Annotated in this window: 16 protein-coding genes; 5 read left to right on the top strand and 11 right to left on the bottom strand. The window is 60.6% G+C overall.

What is annotated here, in order from left to right; all coding sequences use genetic code 11:
* Nucleotides 1-3 precede the first annotated feature (3 nt).
* Together IMX17_RS11140 and IMX17_RS11135 are read left to right on the top strand one after the other, a co-directional pair.
* Nucleotides 4-642 (top strand): N-acetyltransferase, encoded by a 639-nt coding sequence (locus IMX17_RS11140; RefSeq protein WP_033633759.1) that lies wholly within the window; start codon nt 4-6, stop codon nt 640-642.
* Nucleotides 630-1640, top strand: coding sequence for a S9 family peptidase (locus IMX17_RS11135; RefSeq protein WP_182264883.1), 1011 nt, complete (start codon nt 630-632; stop codon nt 1638-1640). Before IMX17_RS11140 ends, IMX17_RS11135 begins: the two co-directional genes overlap by 13 nt.
* A gap of 2 nt (nt 1641-1642) precedes the next feature.
* Here IMX17_RS11135 and ybiO read toward each other — a convergent pair whose 3' ends face one another.
* From ybiO to dps, 6 genes are all read right to left on the bottom strand, one after another.
* On the bottom strand, nt 1643-3862 hold the full coding sequence (gene ybiO / locus IMX17_RS11130; protein ID WP_182264882.1) for a mechanosensitive channel protein: 2220 nt from the start codon (nt 3860-3862) through the stop codon (nt 1643-1645).
* 154 nt (nt 3863-4016) lie between these two features.
* A complete protein-coding gene (gene glnQ / locus IMX17_RS11125; RefSeq protein ID WP_004939230.1) occupies nt 4017-4739 on the bottom strand; it encodes a glutamine ABC transporter ATP-binding protein GlnQ in 723 nt (240 codons plus the stop codon).
* On the bottom strand, nt 4736-5395 hold the full coding sequence (glnP, locus tag IMX17_RS11120) for a glutamine ABC transporter permease GlnP (RefSeq protein ID WP_004939229.1): 660 nt from the start codon (nt 5393-5395) through the stop codon (nt 4736-4738). Before glnP ends, glnQ begins: the two co-directional genes overlap by 4 nt.
* Nucleotides 5396-5498: 103 nt before the next feature.
* Nucleotides 5499-6242 (bottom strand): glutamine ABC transporter substrate-binding protein GlnH, encoded by a 744-nt coding sequence (gene glnH, locus IMX17_RS11115; protein WP_016928516.1) that lies wholly within the window; start codon nt 6240-6242, stop codon nt 5499-5501.
* Nucleotides 6243-6583: 341 nt separating this feature from the next.
* The gene (locus tag IMX17_RS11110) at nt 6584-6850 is read right to left on the bottom strand and encodes a DksA/TraR family C4-type zinc finger protein (RefSeq protein WP_033633755.1); all 267 of its coding nucleotides are present in this window, start codon (nt 6848-6850) and stop codon (nt 6584-6586) included.
* Between the two features lie 142 nt (nt 6851-6992).
* Nucleotides 6993-7496, bottom strand: a complete 504-nt coding sequence (dps, locus tag IMX17_RS11105; RefSeq protein ID WP_016928514.1) for a DNA starvation/stationary phase protection protein Dps — start codon at nt 7494-7496, stop codon at nt 6993-6995.
* Between the two features lie 358 nt (nt 7497-7854).
* On the opposite strand from dps, the gene IMX17_RS11100 reads away from it, so the two are divergent.
* Nucleotides 7855-8406, top strand: a complete 552-nt coding sequence (locus IMX17_RS11100; RefSeq protein WP_033633754.1) for a shikimate kinase — start codon at nt 7855-7857, stop codon at nt 8404-8406.
* Here the strand turns inward: IMX17_RS11100 and nanQ are convergent.
* Together nanQ and rhtA are read right to left on the bottom strand one after the other, a co-directional pair.
* Nucleotides 8388-8855: an N-acetylneuraminate anomerase gene (gene nanQ / locus IMX17_RS11095; RefSeq protein WP_033633753.1), complete on the bottom strand. Its 468-nt coding sequence runs from the start codon at nt 8853-8855 to the stop codon at nt 8388-8390. The two genes, IMX17_RS11100 and nanQ, sit on opposite strands and share 19 nt — an antisense overlap.
* Nucleotides 8856-8987: 132 nt before the next feature.
* Complete coding sequence (gene rhtA, locus IMX17_RS11090; protein WP_046896937.1) at nt 8988-9875, bottom strand: threonine/homoserine exporter RhtA; 888 nt, start codon at nt 9873-9875, stop codon at nt 8988-8990.
* 400 nt (nt 9876-10275) lie between these two features.
* On the opposite strand from rhtA, the gene ompX reads away from it, so the two are divergent.
* A complete protein-coding gene (gene ompX / locus IMX17_RS11085) occupies nt 10276-10794 on the top strand; it encodes an outer membrane protein OmpX (protein ID WP_019454480.1) in 519 nt (172 codons plus the stop codon).
* A gap of 86 nt (nt 10795-10880) precedes the next feature.
* Here the strand turns inward: ompX and IMX17_RS11080 are convergent, their stop codons facing one another.
* Nucleotides 10881-11864 (bottom strand): nitrilase family protein, encoded by a 984-nt coding sequence (locus IMX17_RS11080; protein WP_094144128.1) that lies wholly within the window; start codon nt 11862-11864, stop codon nt 10881-10883.
* Nucleotides 11865-11955: 91 nt separating this feature from the next.
* On the opposite strand from IMX17_RS11080, the gene IMX17_RS11075 reads away from it, so the two are divergent.
* Nucleotides 11956-12828: a LysR family transcriptional regulator gene (locus tag IMX17_RS11075; protein WP_182264880.1), complete on the top strand. Its 873-nt coding sequence runs from the start codon at nt 11956-11958 to the stop codon at nt 12826-12828.
* Between the two features lie 4 nt (nt 12829-12832).
* On the opposite strand, the gene IMX17_RS11070 is transcribed toward IMX17_RS11075, so the two are convergent.
* The gene (locus IMX17_RS11070; RefSeq protein WP_182264879.1) at nt 12833-13363 is read right to left on the bottom strand and encodes a GNAT family N-acetyltransferase; all 531 of its coding nucleotides are present in this window, start codon (nt 13361-13363) and stop codon (nt 12833-12835) included.
* A gap of 63 nt (nt 13364-13426) precedes the next feature.
* The gene (locus tag IMX17_RS11065; RefSeq protein ID WP_046896941.1) at nt 13427-14797 is read right to left on the bottom strand and encodes a GntP family transporter; all 1371 of its coding nucleotides are present in this window, start codon (nt 14795-14797) and stop codon (nt 13427-13429) included.
* Nucleotides 14798-14842: the final 45 nt, after the last annotated feature.

Genomic DNA, 14842 nt, shown 5'->3' with positions numbered 1-14842 from the left:
GATATGTTGCACATTGAGCCTTATCGCGACGCTGACCGTCTGCAAACGGCGGCGTTGATCTACGCCGCGTTCTGCGACAAATTCCAGCGCGCGCGCCATCTGAGCGCCCGCCTTCAGTGGCGTCTGTTCTATCGGCTGTGGAGTTGGAAGCAAAGCGGCAGCCGGGAGCGCAGCTTCGTGGTGAAACAGGATGAACAGGTGGTGGCGGCCTTTGCCCTGAATGCCATCGATGGCGAGAACCGCGCCGGGCTGCGTCCGCGCGCCTTGCCGATTTGGCGGCTGTGTCGCCGCTATGGCTGGCTGAACGTTTGGCGCATGTATCTGCAAATTGCGGTGTTGCAGCACACCCCGGCGGCCGATGAGCTGTATCTTTCCTACCTGGCGGTGGCCGAGAGTCAGCGCGGCAAAGGGGTGGGCAGGCGACTGCTGCAGTGGATGAATGACTACGCCGCCGAACAAGGCGCAGGCCGGCGCCTGAGCCTGCACGTCAGCCGGCGCAACGTCGATGCGCAGCGTCTGTATCAGCGCTGCGGTTTTCAGGTGCGGCGCGAAGAACATTACGCCTCGCTGGGCTTGCTGTTCGGCCAGGCCGACTGGGTGTTGATGGAGAAACGCAGCGGGGAGGCGACGTGCGCAGAATAGGGCTGTTCATCGTGGCGCTGCTCCTGCCGGCGCTCGGCTGGGTGATTTACGTCAACGACTTTCGCTTTGTCACCGAACCGGTGGTGGTGACCGCCGGCGGCAATCGGCTGACCGGCACGCTGGTGCTGCCGGAGCATGCGCCGGTGAAGCCCGGCGTGGTGGTGTTCGTGCACGGCGATGGGCCGGCCAACGCCAGCCGCGACGAAGGCTATTACGGCATTTGGGAGACGATGGCGCAGCAGGGCTATGCGGTTTTAGCCTTCGATAAGCCGGGCGTGGGCGGCTCCGGCGGCAACTGGCTGCATCAGACCATGGCGGATCGCGCGCGGGAAACCGCCGATATCATCGACTGGGCCCGGCAGGACGGGCGCTTCGATGCGCGCTGCGTGGGGCTGTGGGGCACCAGCCAGGCGGGGTGGGTGATGCCGGAGGTGGCGCGTTTGCGCCCCGACATCGCGTTTACGCTGGCGGTGGCGCCGGCGATCAACTGGCTGCGGCAGGGGCGCTACAACACCCGGGCGGCGATGGCGGCGGCAGGGGACGATGAAGCGTCGATCGCCGCGCGCGAGGCGCACTGGCGCCACATCCAAACGCTGCTCGAACAGCCGGACGGCTACGAACAGTACCGCCGTGAGTTTGGCGCCGCCGCTGCATTGAGCGCCGACCGCTGGCGCTTTATTCGCGCCAACATGGCCAGCGACGCGACGGCGGGATTGCGGTATTTCGTCACGCCGGTACACCTGATCCTGGGTGGGCGCGACGTCAACGTGGACGCGGACGAAACCGAGCGCGTGTATCGGCAAACGATCCCGGCCTCGCTGCTGACGGTGACGCGCATCGACGAGGCCGATCATGTGATGGTCAAGCCGCTGTACGCGCGCCATCCGTGGCTGATCAACGTGGTGGGCCTGTTTGCCCCGCGCTCGGTGCAATACGATGCCTACCGGCAGGACGTGGCGGCCTTCCTGGCCGCTCAGCCCTGCGGGCGCGGGCGCTAACCTCAGATCGCCGCGGGCGGCGCCTGCTCGTCATGCGACTGCGGCGCGCGGGAAATCTGCATCGCCTGCTGCGGCATGCCGATGCCGGCCCGATCGAAATGGATTTTCACCAGCCGGTCGAGGGCGTATTGCACCACCCACTGTTTCAGCGCCTGCGTGCGCACCGTCACGCGGGTGGTGAACGAGCGATCGCCCAGCGCCACCACGCCGTTGAAGACCGGCTCGCCAATCAGGAAATGCTTCACCTGTTCATCCTGCTTCAGCGCCTCGATGGCCTGATGCAGCACCTCATTGACCCGATCGATGTCCTCGTCGCGGCTGACGGTGTAATTGGCGCGGTATACCCCGAACTCACGCGCATAGTTGGCCAGCGTGGTGATCGAAGAGTACGGCACGATGTGATAGACGCCGTAGTCGTCGCGCAGGCCGATCGAGCGGATGGTCATGCGCTCCACGGTGCCGGTAATGCCGCTGACGGTCACGTATTCGCCAGTGTTCATGCCGTTTTCAAACTGGATGAACACGCCGGTGATCACGTCTTTCACCAGCGTCTGGGCACCGAAGCTGATGGCCAGCCCCAGCGCGCCGGCGCCCGCCAGCAGCGGCGCGATGTTCAGCCCGACCTGCGACAGCACGATCATCACGGTGATGGTGCTGATAACGATAGCCAACACGTTGCGAAACAGCGTCAGCAGCGTGCGTTCGCGCGCGCTCGGCCGCACGCCGTTGCTCAGCTCCAGCGCCAGGCGGTGCTCGATGATGCTGGCCATCAGCGTCCAGCTGAACACGGCGATCAACAGGATCAGCAGAATATGCACCAGCCCGCCGAGCGTCCGCTGGCCATTTTCGCTGCCCGCCCATTGATACAGGTTGATCAGATGCCAGGCATCGAGCAGAAACAGGGTCACTGCCAGCACCACCATTACCCGCAGTATCTTCAACCCGTTGGGGATGTAGGAGTTGATGCGCCGTTCAAGCATCGGATAGCGCAGATTGACGTCGGTCGGCAGCGAAATGCGACGGAAAATCCAGCGGGTCAGCATGCCGGACAGCAGAGCGCCGACACCGACCACCAGCAGGCTTTTTACCGTGGCGCTCATCATAAAGCGCAGGCTGTTGCCGATGTCGAACTGGGACAGCACGAACAACACCAGAAAATAGGCGATCGCCAACAGATGCCAGACATGCCCCAGCCCGCGCAGGATCACGCTGAAAAACGCCATCGACCGTTCGGCCAGCAGGTTGATCTGTTGCTGTATCGGTTTGCGGTTGTGCAGGATCAGCCAAATGGCGTACAGCGTCAGCGCCAGCATCACCACCAGGTTGACGGCGGCGGCGGCCGAATAGCTGATCTGGACCGCCACCACCGGCACCACCACCATCAGGCCATAGCCGATCAGGCCGCTGAGCCAGGCGAGGCGGGTGTTCCAATAGCGCGCGCTCCGATCGCTGAAGGGGAATGGGCGCAGATAGTCGAAGCGGGGGGCGAAAATCAGCCGCAGCACCGCCTTGAAAAATTCAATCACCGCGAAGGCGCTGAGAAACAGGGTCTGCAGCCGCAGGATGGTGGCGCTGTCGGCGTGGACGTGGCGGGCAAACAGGTTGCCTGCCGCCAGCGCCAGCAGCAGCACTAGCAGATCGATGGCGAAAGCGCCGAGAATGGCGGCGGGGCGCTTATACCACGGGCCGCGCTGCAGCCTGGCGTTGTGCCCCCAACTGCCCATGCGCTTGTACAGCGGCGCGATCAGCCGCCGGATCAGGTGGAACAGCGCAAAGGTGACCGCCACCGTCAGCAGAAAGTAGCCCAGCGCGCGGAAAAAGCCGGCGGGATTGAAAACGCGCTTCGGGCCGGAATCGATCAGCTTTTGCAGCGCGCCGAGCTTCTGGTTAAAGGTGCCGATGCCTTCCTGCGCCAGCGAGTTCAGGCTGTCGCTCAGCGTAGCGGGCGTCGATGCCTCCGGCGTTGCCGGCGCGGCGGCGGGGGCGTCGCCGGCGGTCTGTTTCAGGTGGTTAATGAGTTCCGCGCGCGCTTTGTCGTCTTGCAGCAGCTCAGCCAGCGCGGCGTAGGCGGCTTTCTGCTGCTCGCTCTTGTCGGCGGGCGCGGGCGGCGCATTTTGCGCCAGCGCCGGTGGTGCGAAGACGTTCAGGGTCAACAGCAGCAGCAGGAAAAGCAGGTGTTCTCGCAGATGAGAACCTCGTCGGGAGTCTGCGTTTGGCGGCATGGTTCCTCTCTTTGGCGTTCTGTGATCGGCGGATGTAAAAGCAATACGATGAAAAACAATCAATATAGTAGGAAAGGTGGCGCGACGGGGCGTGGGAGAGCGTGCGGAATGAAAGCGGCGGGCGCGTGGTGCGCCCGCCGTTAAACCGCCAGGATCAGGACACGTGCTGCAGGAACTCCTGCAGACGCGGGCTTGGCGGATGGTTGATCAGATCGTGCGGGTTGCCGTCTTCGGCAATCCGGCCCTTATCGATAAAGATCAGGCGCGACGCCACTTTTTCGGCAAAGCCGACTTCATGGGTAACGATGACCATCGTCATGCCTTCCTCGGCCAGATCTTGCATCACCTTAAGCACTTCGTGGCGCAGCTCCGGATCGAGCGCGGAGGTCGGCTCGTCGAACAGCATCATTTTCGGCTTCACCGCCAGCGCGCGCGCAATGGCCACGCGCTGCTGCTGGCCACCCGACAGTTCGGACGGATAGTGGTGGGCACGTTCCGCCAGACCGACCTTGGCCAGCAGCTCGCGCGCCAGCTTTTCCGCATCGGACTTCTTCGCGCCGCGCACGCGGATCGGGCCGAAGGCGACGTTTTCCAGCGCCGTCAGGTGCGGGAACAGGTAGAACTGCTGGAATACCATACCGGCTTCCTGGCGGATCAACCGATCGTCCACTTTCGGATCGTTGGCTTTCAGGCCATCGACGATCAGATCGCCGCTGGTCACCTCTTCCAGCTTGTTGATGCAGCGCAGCAGGGTGGATTTGCCGGAGCCGGACGGCCCGATGATCACCACCACTTCGCCTTTGTCGATCTTCAAATCGATGTTGTGCAGCACCTGGGTTTGGCCAAAATGCTTGGAGACGTTTTTAAATTCAATCACAGGATTTTCATCCTTCTTTCCAGACGACGCAGCACGAAGCTCAGCACCAGAGTAATAATCAGGTAGATAACCGCCACGGCGCTCCAGATTTCCAGCGCGCGGAAGTTACCGGCAATAATTTCCTGACCCTGACGGGTCAGCTCCGCCACGCCGATCACGATGAACAGCGAGGTATCTTTGATGCTGATGATCCACTGGTTGCCCAGCGGCGGCAGCATGCGGCGCAGCGCCAGCGGCATAATGACGTAGCGGATGGTTTCGCGGCGCGACAGGCCGAGCGCCAGCCCGGCTTCGCGGAAACCGTTATGGATAGACAGCACCGCGCCGCGGGTGATTTCCGCGATGTAGGCGCCGGAGTTGATCATGATGGTCACCACCGCCGCGGTGAACGGATCGATGCGCAAATCGGTGAACGCCATCGGCAGGGCGAAGTAGATGAACATCACCTGCACCACGATCGGCGTGCCGCGGATCACTTCGATAAACACCAACGCGATGTGGTTGGCGATCCATCCGCCGTAGGTGCGGGCAAAGCCGGCGACGAGGCCGATGATCAGGCCGCCAATCAGACCGAGGACCGAAATCCACAGGGTCATTTTGGCGCCCTCTAACAAGATAGGAATGGCGGGCCAGATGGCGCTCCAGTCGAACTGCATGATATTTCTCCCGGTGATCCCAAACGTGGGTATCAGATACAACGAAGCGCAGGGGGTTAAGCGACCCCCTGTGCTTAAGTTAATAGCGTGCCAAGTTCACCGCTTACTTAGGTTCGGTGCCGAACCACTTCTTGTAGATTTCGTTATAGGTGCCGTTCTCGCGCAGGGTTTTCAGCGCGCCGTTCACCTTCTCGCGCAGCGCATCGCTGCCTTTAGGGAAGGCGATGCCATACTGCTGCGCTTCCAGCGAATCGCCGACGGTTTTGAACTTGCCGGCGCCGGCCGTCTTGATGAAGTATAAGATGTTTGGCGTGTCGTGCAGCACCGCGTCGGCGCGCTTGGTGCCCAGTTCCATATAAGCGTTGTCAATGTTCGGGAACTGACGCAGATCCTTGGTTTTGATGTGCTGCTTGGCGTAATCCACCGAGCCGGTGCCGCTCTTCACCGCCACCACTTTACCATTCAGATCGTCGATGCCTTTCACGCTGTTGTTGTCGGCATTGACCATGACCAGCAGGCCGCTCTTGTAGTAACCGTCCGAGAAGTCGATGGCTTTCTTGCGCTCATCGGTGATGGTTATGCCGGCCAGCGCCAGATCGACGTTTTTGGTCTGCAGCGCCGGAATGATGCCGCCGAAGTCCATCGGTTTCAGGGTGTAGTCCAGCTTCAGTTCTTTGGCGACGGCGGCCCACAGGTCGATGTCGAAGCCGACATATTTGTCGCCTTGCTTGAACTCAAAAGGAACGAAAGCGGTGTCGGTGGCGACCACCAGTTTGTCTGCTGCGTGGGAACTTACGGCAAAGGCCAGGGAGAGTGCGGCCAGGGAGACTTTAAAAATCGACTTCATGAGAGGAATTCCTGTACAGGTTGCGGATTACCCATTTTTTATATTGCAGTTGGTGCCATGAAAAAATCGTGCCATGTTTTCAACTACTATAAAAACAAAGAGTTACTGTGTGATGTTGTGCCGTGACGGCGAATAGTTATGGTTGTGCACCACAATGAGGCACCGAAATGGTGCGTAAGAATTATCTTGGTGCACGAGGCTATCATTAACCAAATTTTGGCTGTGAAACAACCGTTCTTTAACGTTTTTGCTTCAATATTGATAACTAACTCTAACTTTCATGATGCACTGACGGTGCAAGCGTGACTGCGAGAGGGGAAAAAGGGGAGCAGATGATAATGCTAGCGCAACTGGCTGTCTTTGCTGCCGCGCCGGTTGTACAGGCTGGTGGCCGCGTGTTTTTTGTCTTGTTCGGCCTGGCAGGCGACGCAAAAACGCACCCCCTTCAGCGCCTGGCGGCGCGCCTCGGGGATCGGTTCTCCGCATTCCTGGCAATAGCGTTCGCTCTCGCCATGCCCGAGCGCATCACGCGCGCGCTGCACCGCATCGTCGACGGTGGAATCAATTTGATCTTGTACGGCGCCGTCCGCCGCCCAGCCGCTGGCCATCATCACCTCCTGACAAGGGAAACCTACCGTTTAATATGGGCCGTTTTTTGCACAATTCAACGGCCGCACAAAAGAAAACAGGCCGGGCGAAGCCCAGCCTGTTCTGCCCGGCACGACGGGCGGTCTGCAACGCGTTGCGGCGTTATTCGATGTTGGATTCGATGAACCACAGGAACTTGTCCAGATCGCGCGAGGCGGCGGTGAACATATCGGCGGTGTCTTCGTCTTCCACTTCGGTAATGGCTTTACGGATGTCGTTCGCTACCGCGCCATAGCGATCGGCCAGCGCTTTCAGGTGTTCTTGCACGCTGTGGATATTGGTCGGATAGCTTTTCAGCGGCGTGCGATCGTTCACCACCTGTACGGTGCCCAGCGCCACGCCGCCCAGCTGCACCACGCGCTCGGCGAAGGTGTCCTGGTGCTCGATGATGGCGGTGCGGAAGCCGTCCAGCATTTCATGAACCGCGATAAAGTTCGCGCCACGCATGTTCCAGTGCGCCTGTTTGGTGATCAACGAAAGATCGATGAATTGCACGACCTGGTGGTTCAGCGCCTTGATGGCGGCCAGTTTGATTTTTTCGTCCAGATCGTTACGGGTATACAGCAGATCAGAAGATTTCGTTTTCACCAGTTTAGCGGTACTCATATCAGATATCCTCTTGATTAGTCGTTGTCCTATTTCGTTACGGGATCAATTATAGCAGGGCTGTTTATTTTTGCCGGACGAAAATGGCTATTGTACAAATAGGGTTAGCCTACGGATAATGGGTCTGGTTGAATTTTTATTTAATGCAATAGCATGAAAAATATAATTATTTGTCATTTACTGATTTGTTATTTATGGCTGTGAAAATTTACCTTGGTTATTTTATTTTTTCGCCTGCGGGTTTCGGCTAAATATCCGCTTTGTTATCGTGGTGTTAATTTCTCATCCATTCATATTGATAGCGGTAATTGATGCCGCTACAGTAGGGTAATTATCCTCTCTCTTTATAGGGCGAATAATGAAAATTAACGTCGTCGGCACCAGCGGCAGCGGTAAAAGCACCCTGGCGCGTCAACTGGCGGAACGGCTTGGCGTGCCCTATATCGAGATGGACAGGCTGTATTGGCGGCCTGAATGGCAGGGAACGCCCGATGATGAGTTCCTGGCGCGGCTTGAACAGACGCTGGCCGAAGCGGGGGATGGCTGGGTGCTGGACGGCAATTACAGCCGCACGCAGCCGGTCAAGTGGCGCGAGGTCGATTATATTCTGTGGCTGGACTATGGTTTCGGCCGCACGTTGTGGCAGGCCGTGCGCCGCGCGTGCCGACGCGCGGCCGGCAAAAGCGAGCTGTGGCCGGGCACCGGCAATCGGGAAAGCTTCCGCCGTTCTTTCTTCAGCCGCGAGTCGATCGTGCTTTGGACGATCCGCACTTACTCGAAGAACCGGCGAAAATACCTGGCGGAGATGGCTCGTCCCGACGCCGGGCGCCGTTTCGTGCGCCTGCGTTCACCCCGCCAGGCCGCCGATTTTCTACGGGCGCTGCTGCAGGTTCACAGCAGCAGACGGTGATGGATCCTCACCACCGCTTTCTTGATGTGCTGCGGCCGCTGCCACACGCAGCCGGTCTTGTGCGGTTCCATCTGGAAAAAGAGGGCGAACATGCCGTGCGTCATGTGCAGCGTTTGCGGGTGGCGTTTGATGTCCAGCAGCAGCAGATCGCTATTCTCCGTGTGGGGTTGTTCGCGATGCCCATTGCCCGCCAGGCCGTATTCGATGCGCTCTTCACCGCTGATCAGCAGATGCAGCGCGATGTATTCCTGATGCATTTCGGCGCGCTTTTCCGCCGCCGGCGCGGTGGTCAGCGTCATCACGTCCATAAAGATGTTGTCGCCGTCGATCGGGTGATGCCCCAGCGCCAGTTCTGGCAGGTCGCATCGGCGCAATTCGGTCAGGGTTGAAACCAGCGCCGGCGCGAGTCCGCGGCCGAAGCGTGGGTTGAACAGGCTGTTGTGAATCACTGTTATTCTCCATGTGAGCGAAAGTCCAAAGAGCCTGCGATACAGGCTAAGGGGAAGTATGTCGACTTGTCACGAGGAAAACAGTTAACCCGCCTGCATTCCGACGTTGCGGTCTGCAGGCGAGTCGGGTCATCAGGAAAGGCTTTCGAGGCGAGGTTTGGGGCGAATGGTGAGGGCGGAGCCCATGGAGGCGGCGATGATCGCCGCCAGCGCCAGCCATTGCACGCCGCTCAGGTGTTCGCCGAGGAACAGCATGCCGGATAACGCCGCCATCGCCGGTTCCAGGCTCATCAAGGTGCCGAAGGTGCGCGCCGGAATTTTGGGCAGCGCGATGATCTCCAGCGAATAAGGCAGCGCGGTGGAGAGGATCGCCACCGCCAGCGCTATCGGCAGAATCTCAACGTTGAACAGCACGCTGCCGGTTTGCCAGGCGCCGATCGGGCAGAACACCAACGCGGCGATCAGCGAGCCGAGCGCCACCGTGCCGGGGCCGTGATCGCCGCCGGCCTTCTGGCCGAAGATGATATACACCGCCCAGCAGGCGCCGGCGCCGAGTGCGCAGGCGGCACCCAACGGGTCGATTCCGCCTACGTCGTGACCAAGCGGCAGCAGGAACCACAGCCCGGCGATCGCCAACGCCACCCAAAGGAAGTCAATCGGCCGCCGCGACGAGAACATGGCCACCGCCAGCGGGCCGGTAAACTCCAGCGCCACGGCGATGCCGAGCGGCACGGTGCGCAACGACAGGTAGAACAGGTAGTTCATCGCGCCGAGCGACAGGCCGTAAATCAACAGCGGCAAGCGGCTGCCGGCGGCGATGCGCATGCGCCACGGGCGGAAGATGATGAACAGAATCAGGGTGCCGATGAAAAGACGCAGCGTCGTGATGCCTTCCGCGCCCACGATCGGGAACAGGCTTTTGGCCAACGAAGCGCCGCTCTGGATCGACACCATGGCGATGATTAACAGACAAATGGGCAGCAGCGCGGAGGGCGCTCTGCCGGCAGTAGATAACGACATCCTTAATGGGCCTTTTATGCGCCGTTCTTCAGCCTTGAGAAAACGGTCAAAACAGGGATGCGAGCAGTGTAAATGAAATGACGAAAATCTGTCTGAGAAAAGCGCGCATCGCGGTGAAATCCGCCGATCCTCGGATGAGATGTGGCGGATTTGGTCAAAAAATGCGCTTTTTCTTAAGAATTATCTGGATATTAAATAGGTGATTTTTGTCACAGAAAGTCGTAGAATACGGCCGAAAATAGAGCGAAAAGAAGAAGATACACTGTTCTTGAAATCTTCTGTTACACGATATAAAGCATTAGACACTCATTTCAAGGCAGAGTTTCACGCTAATTTTTGTTATATTTTCAAAGCATGAACAAATGGATGTACTTAATAATAAAACGCGTTTGAGGTGGTTATGAAAAAAATTGCATGTCTTTCCGCAGTAGCAGCTTGCGTATTAGCAGTTAGCGCAGGTACCGCATTCGCTGGTCAGAGCACCGTATCCGCTGGCTATGCGCAGGGTGATTTCCAAGGCGTTGCTAACAAAGCCGACGGTTTCAACCTGAAATACCGTTACGAGTTCGACAACAACCCACTGGGCGTAATCGGTTCCTTTACCCACCTGGAAAAGGACGGTTCTCAGGACGGTTTCTATAACAAAGCTCAGTACAACTCTATCTCTGCCGGTCCAGCATACCGCATCAATGACTGGGCGAGCATCTACGGTCTGGTTGGCCTGGGTTACGGTAAATTCACTACCAACGCTCAGAACGGCACTTCTCGTCACGACACCGCTGACTACGGCTTCACCTACGGCGCCGGTCTGCAGTTCAACCCAATCGAGAACGTTGCCCTGGATGTCGGTTACGAGCAGAACCGCATTCGCAGCGTTGACGTTGGCACCTGGAACGTTGGCGTAGGCTACCGCTTCTAAGTGTGTTCGTGCCTGCGGGCATGAACCTGCGGCCTTGTTTGCCGCACCCATAAAAAATCCGCCTCCGGGCGGATTTTTTTTATCTGTCATTCACCGCCGCGCCCCGTCGGCTGCGTCGAAAAGCGCGCACTGCGGGCATCGCGCTCATAGCCTTGCGGCTCGGTCAACAACCCGTACAGCTCGGGGCGCCGCCCGTAGATCCAGCGGCGACCGGTGCTGAGCGGGATCAGCGTCAGATCGAGCTCGGCGCTGACCATCCGGTCTTCCGCCGCCCAGGTCTCCGCCACGATCCGGCCGTAAGGATCGAGGATCATCGCGTTGCCGGTGCGTATTTCATCGTCATCTCGGCCCACGCCGTTGCTGAACAGCAAGAACAGCCCGTTGTCGTGAGCGCGCGACGGCAGCCAGCGCATCAGCCAGCCGCGGCCGTGTTCGCCGCGAAAGGCGGCTTCTATCGCCTGCGGATCTTCCGCGCGCCGCTGCCACAGCGCCTGCGGGATCGGCTTCATGCCGTGCGGGCTGCGCGAATGGGTGCCGCCGGTCTGGTGCGGGGCGATCAGCACCTCCGCGCCCAGCAGCGCCGTTGCGCGCACATTCTCCACCAGATTATTGTCCCAGCAGATCAAGACGCCCACGCGTACGCCCCAGGGGGTATCGAACACCGTATAGCGGTCGCCGCTGGCGATAGCCGGGTGCTCGAAGGCGTGCAGTTTGCGGTGCACATGCAGTTCGCCGTCCGGCAGACAAACGGCATAGGCGTTGTAACATCGGCCGTCATCGCCCAGCTCGATCAGCCCGACGCCAATCGCCATGTTGTAACGCTCAGCCAGCGGGCGAATGCGCGCCAGCGAAGGGCTGCTCACGATCGGCTCCGCCAGCGCCCGCACTTCGGCGTCGGACAGATGGCGCACGTGCCAATAGCCGGTAACGCACATTTCCGGGAAGGCCAACAGTTGTATCTGTTGTTCGGCCGCTTCCGCGATAAAGCGTTCCATGGTCGACAGGTTGTAATTCTTGTCATTGGCGCGATGCTGAAATTGCACCGTGGCGGCGCGTAATGAGGTGGTCATGGGATTTCTCCGGTTGGGGTCTGCATTGATTACAGCAGGCGAATTGATTACTGTATAATCAATTAAATTCCTTATTTGATAACCTAACGGAATGGATATAAAACAACTGCGCGCCCTGGTGGCGCTGGCGGAGCAGGGCAACTATCGGCAGGCGGCGAGCCTGCTGTGCATCAGCCAACCGGCGCTGAGCAAGCAAATTCAGGCGCTGGAAGCCCAGCTTGACGTTCGGCTGTTCGAGCGCGGCCGACAAGGGGCGGTGCTCACTGCCGGCGGGCGGCGGCTTTACCCGGAGGCGCAGGCGCTGGTGGAGCAGTATCAGCAGTTTCAGCGGCGCGCGCGGCGGGTGGCGCTCGGGGAAGCGGGGCGGCTGGCGCTGGGGTTTGGCCTGTCCAGTTTTCATCTGGCGCCGCAGTTGGTGGCCGCCTTTCGCCAACGGTTTCCCGAGGTGGCGATTGGTCTCGAAGATCTGCCGTCGGAGCGGCAGTATCAGCTGTTGCTGCAGGGAGAGTTGCAGGCGGGGTTCGTGCGCTTGCCGGTCAATACGCCACTGTGCGGCGTCGCGTTGTTGAGCGATCGGTTGGTGCTGGCTGCGCCGGGCGCGCTGGCGCTGCGCGCCGACGATTTGATGACGCGTTTCAATCAGTTGCCGCTGTTGCAATTGACCCCTAAACGCGGGCGCGGGCTGAGCGATCAGTCGCTGCGGTTTATCGCCGCTCACCGGTTGACGCCGAACGTAGTGCAGCAGGCCGGCGACATCCAGACGCTGTTGGCGCTGGTCGCCGCCGGCGTCGGCGTCGCGCTGTTGCCGCACAGCATCACGCATATCGCGCCGGCCGGCATCGACATTTTACCGCTGAGCGGCGAGGAGACGGAGTGGCAGGTCGGTATCGCCTGGGCTCCGCAGCGCGCCGACGCGCTGCGGGACAACTTCATTCAGACGGCGTTGGCGGTGCAACGCGCTTAGGCATTCAAAGCGGGCAGTGCATCACCACGATCGGGTTTTGATGGTACTCGCTGCGGTGGCTTTCGCTGAAGCCGACCTTTTTCGCCAACGCCAGCGAAGCCTGGTTTTCAGGCGAGATGATGCAGATGGTTTTTTCCCCCGGCAGGTGCGTTTTCCCCCAGGCCAGCGCCGCCCGCAGCGCCTCGGTGGCATAGCCTTTGCCGTGCGCCGAACTCACCAGCGTCCAGCCCATCTCCGGCGCATCGAGCGGCGGGGTGATGTCGCGCAGGAAGTTGGAGAAGCCGATGCTGCCGAGATACTCGCCGCTCTGCTTGTCACGCACCGCCCAATACCCGTATCCCAACAGCGCCCAGTGGCCAACGTAGCGCATCAGGCGTCCCCAGGAGTCTTCCCGGTCGCGCGGGGTGCCGCCGATATAGCGCACCACCAGCGGGTCGGCCCACAGCGCGGCCAGCGAGTCGAAGTCGTCCAGCGTGTGCGCGTCCAGCCGCAGGCGTTCGGTGATAAGCGTTGGCGCGGTGTTGATTACGGTCATGTTGCTGCTCCTGCACAGGGGGAAAGGCGATGAAAAACAACGGCGTTCAGTATGCCAGAGAAATCACGCCGCCAGCCACAACAGCCAGGTGAACAGGAAGCCGCTCAGGCCGAGCAGGGTGGTCAGCACCGTCCAGGTCTTCAGGCCATCGGCCACCGACAGCCCCAGATAGCGCGTGACGATCCAAAAACCGGAGTCGTTGACGTGCGAAAGCCCGAGCCCGCCGAAACAGGTCGCCAGCGTTACCAGCACCAGCTGCAGCTGGTTCAAGCCGCTGACCGCTTCCGACAACAGGCCGCCGGTGGTCAGGATCGCCACGGTGGCGGAACCCTGCGAGGCGCGCAGCGCCAGCGAAATGATAAAGGCGGCGGGCACCAGCGGCAGGCCGATGGTCGTCAGCACCTCCGCCAGCGCCTTGCCGACGCCGGATTCCACCAGCACCTTGCCGAACACGCCGCCCGCGCCGGTCACCAGGATCACCACCGCGGCGGTCGGCAGCGCTGCCCCCATCACGTCGCCGGCATGCTGCAGGCTCCAGCCGCGGCGCAGCGCCAGGAAGTAGAAGGCCAGCAGCAGGGCGATCATCAGCGCCACCGCCGGCGAGCCCAGCAGCGACAGCGCATCGCGCAGCGCCGAGCCGGCCGGCAGCAGGGTGGCGGAGACGGTGCCGAGCATGATGATGGCGATCGGGATGACGATCAGCGCCGCCACCAGGCCAGCGCCGGGCGGGTTGATGCGATCGCTGAGCGGCGCGTGATCTTCCGGACGCGGTTCCGGCGCCGCCAGCTGCAGCTGTTCCAGCACCTCTATCGATAACGGATAGGTTTTGCGGTTGAGGTAGTTGGCGGCGAAATAGCCGATAACGCCGACCGGAATACAGATCGCGAGGCCGATAATGGTCAGCCAGCCGATGTCGGCGTTGAGCAAGCCGGCGGCGGCGACCGGGCCGGGGTGCGGCGGCAGCGCGACGTGTACCGTCAACATCACGCCGGCCATCGGCAGGCCGAACTTGAGCGGCGACACTTTGGCGACCTTGGCGAAGCCATAGATAATCGGCGCCAGAATGATAAAGCCGACGTCGAAGAACACCGGAATGCCGAGAATAAACGCGGCGAGGGTCAGCGCCGCGACGGTATGTTTCGGCCCCAGACCCTGGCTGAAACGCTGCGCCAGCGACTCGGCGCCGCCCGATTGTTCGATCATGCGACCGAGCATCGCCCCCAGACCGATGATGATGGTCACCGAGCCGAGCACGCCGCCCATTCCGGCGGTCATCACTTTCATCACTTCGCCGGTCGGAATGCCGCTGGCCAGCGCCACCAGCAAACTGACCACCAACAGCGCGACGAAGGGCTGCACCTTCGCCTTAATCACCATCAATAACAGCAGCACCACGCCGAGTACGGCAATCAGCAACAGCAGAGAGGTAGACATGAAAAAAGCCTTTCGTTGGGTAAGCGTTGGGCACCGCGATCGCCG

Origin of the sequence: Serratia sp. X3 (assembly GCF_014982455.1) — a bacterium.
Taxonomy (GTDB): Bacteria; Pseudomonadota; Gammaproteobacteria; order Enterobacterales; family Enterobacteriaceae; genus Serratia; species Serratia ureilytica.
The sequence above is the reverse complement of the archived record's forward strand: the minus strand, read 5'-3'. Positions and strand labels throughout refer to the sequence as shown.

Bases quoted from the DNA above. Each gene is read 5' to 3' on its own strand.
- IMX17_RS11140 (WP_033633759.1), top strand. From the start codon at position 4: ATGTTGCACATTGAGCCTTATCGCGACGCTGACCGTCTGCAAACGGCG.
- ybiO (WP_182264882.1), bottom strand. From the start codon at position 3,862: ATGCCGCCAAACGCAGACTCCCGACGAGGTTCTCATCTGCGAGAACAC.
- glnP (WP_004939229.1), bottom strand. From the start codon at position 5,395: ATGCAGTTCGACTGGAGCGCCATCTGGCCCGCCATTCCTATCTTGTTA.
- glnH (WP_016928516.1), bottom strand. From the start codon at position 6,242: ATGAAGTCGATTTTTAAAGTCTCCCTGGCCGCACTCTCCCTGGCCTTT.
- IMX17_RS11110 (WP_033633755.1), bottom strand. From the start codon at position 6,850: ATGGCCAGCGGCTGGGCGGCGGACGGCGCCGTACAAGATCAAATTGAT.
- dps (WP_016928514.1), bottom strand. From the start codon at position 7,496: ATGAGTACCGCTAAACTGGTGAAAACGAAATCTTCTGATCTGCTGTAT.
- IMX17_RS11100 (WP_033633754.1), top strand. From the start codon at position 7,855: ATGAAAATTAACGTCGTCGGCACCAGCGGCAGCGGTAAAAGCACCCTG.
- rhtA (WP_046896937.1), bottom strand. From the start codon at position 9,875: ATGTCGTTATCTACTGCCGGCAGAGCGCCCTCCGCGCTGCTGCCCATT.
- ompX (WP_019454480.1), top strand. From the start codon at position 10,276: ATGAAAAAAATTGCATGTCTTTCCGCAGTAGCAGCTTGCGTATTAGCA.
- IMX17_RS11080 (WP_094144128.1), bottom strand. From the start codon at position 11,864: ATGACCACCTCATTACGCGCCGCCACGGTGCAATTTCAGCATCGCGCC.
- IMX17_RS11075 (WP_182264880.1), top strand. From the start codon at position 11,956: ATGGATATAAAACAACTGCGCGCCCTGGTGGCGCTGGCGGAGCAGGGC.
- IMX17_RS11070 (WP_182264879.1), bottom strand. From the start codon at position 13,363: ATGACCGTAATCAACACCGCGCCAACGCTTATCACCGAACGCCTGCGG.
- IMX17_RS11065 (WP_046896941.1), bottom strand. From the start codon at position 14,797: ATGTCTACCTCTCTGCTGTTGCTGATTGCCGTACTCGGCGTGGTGCTG.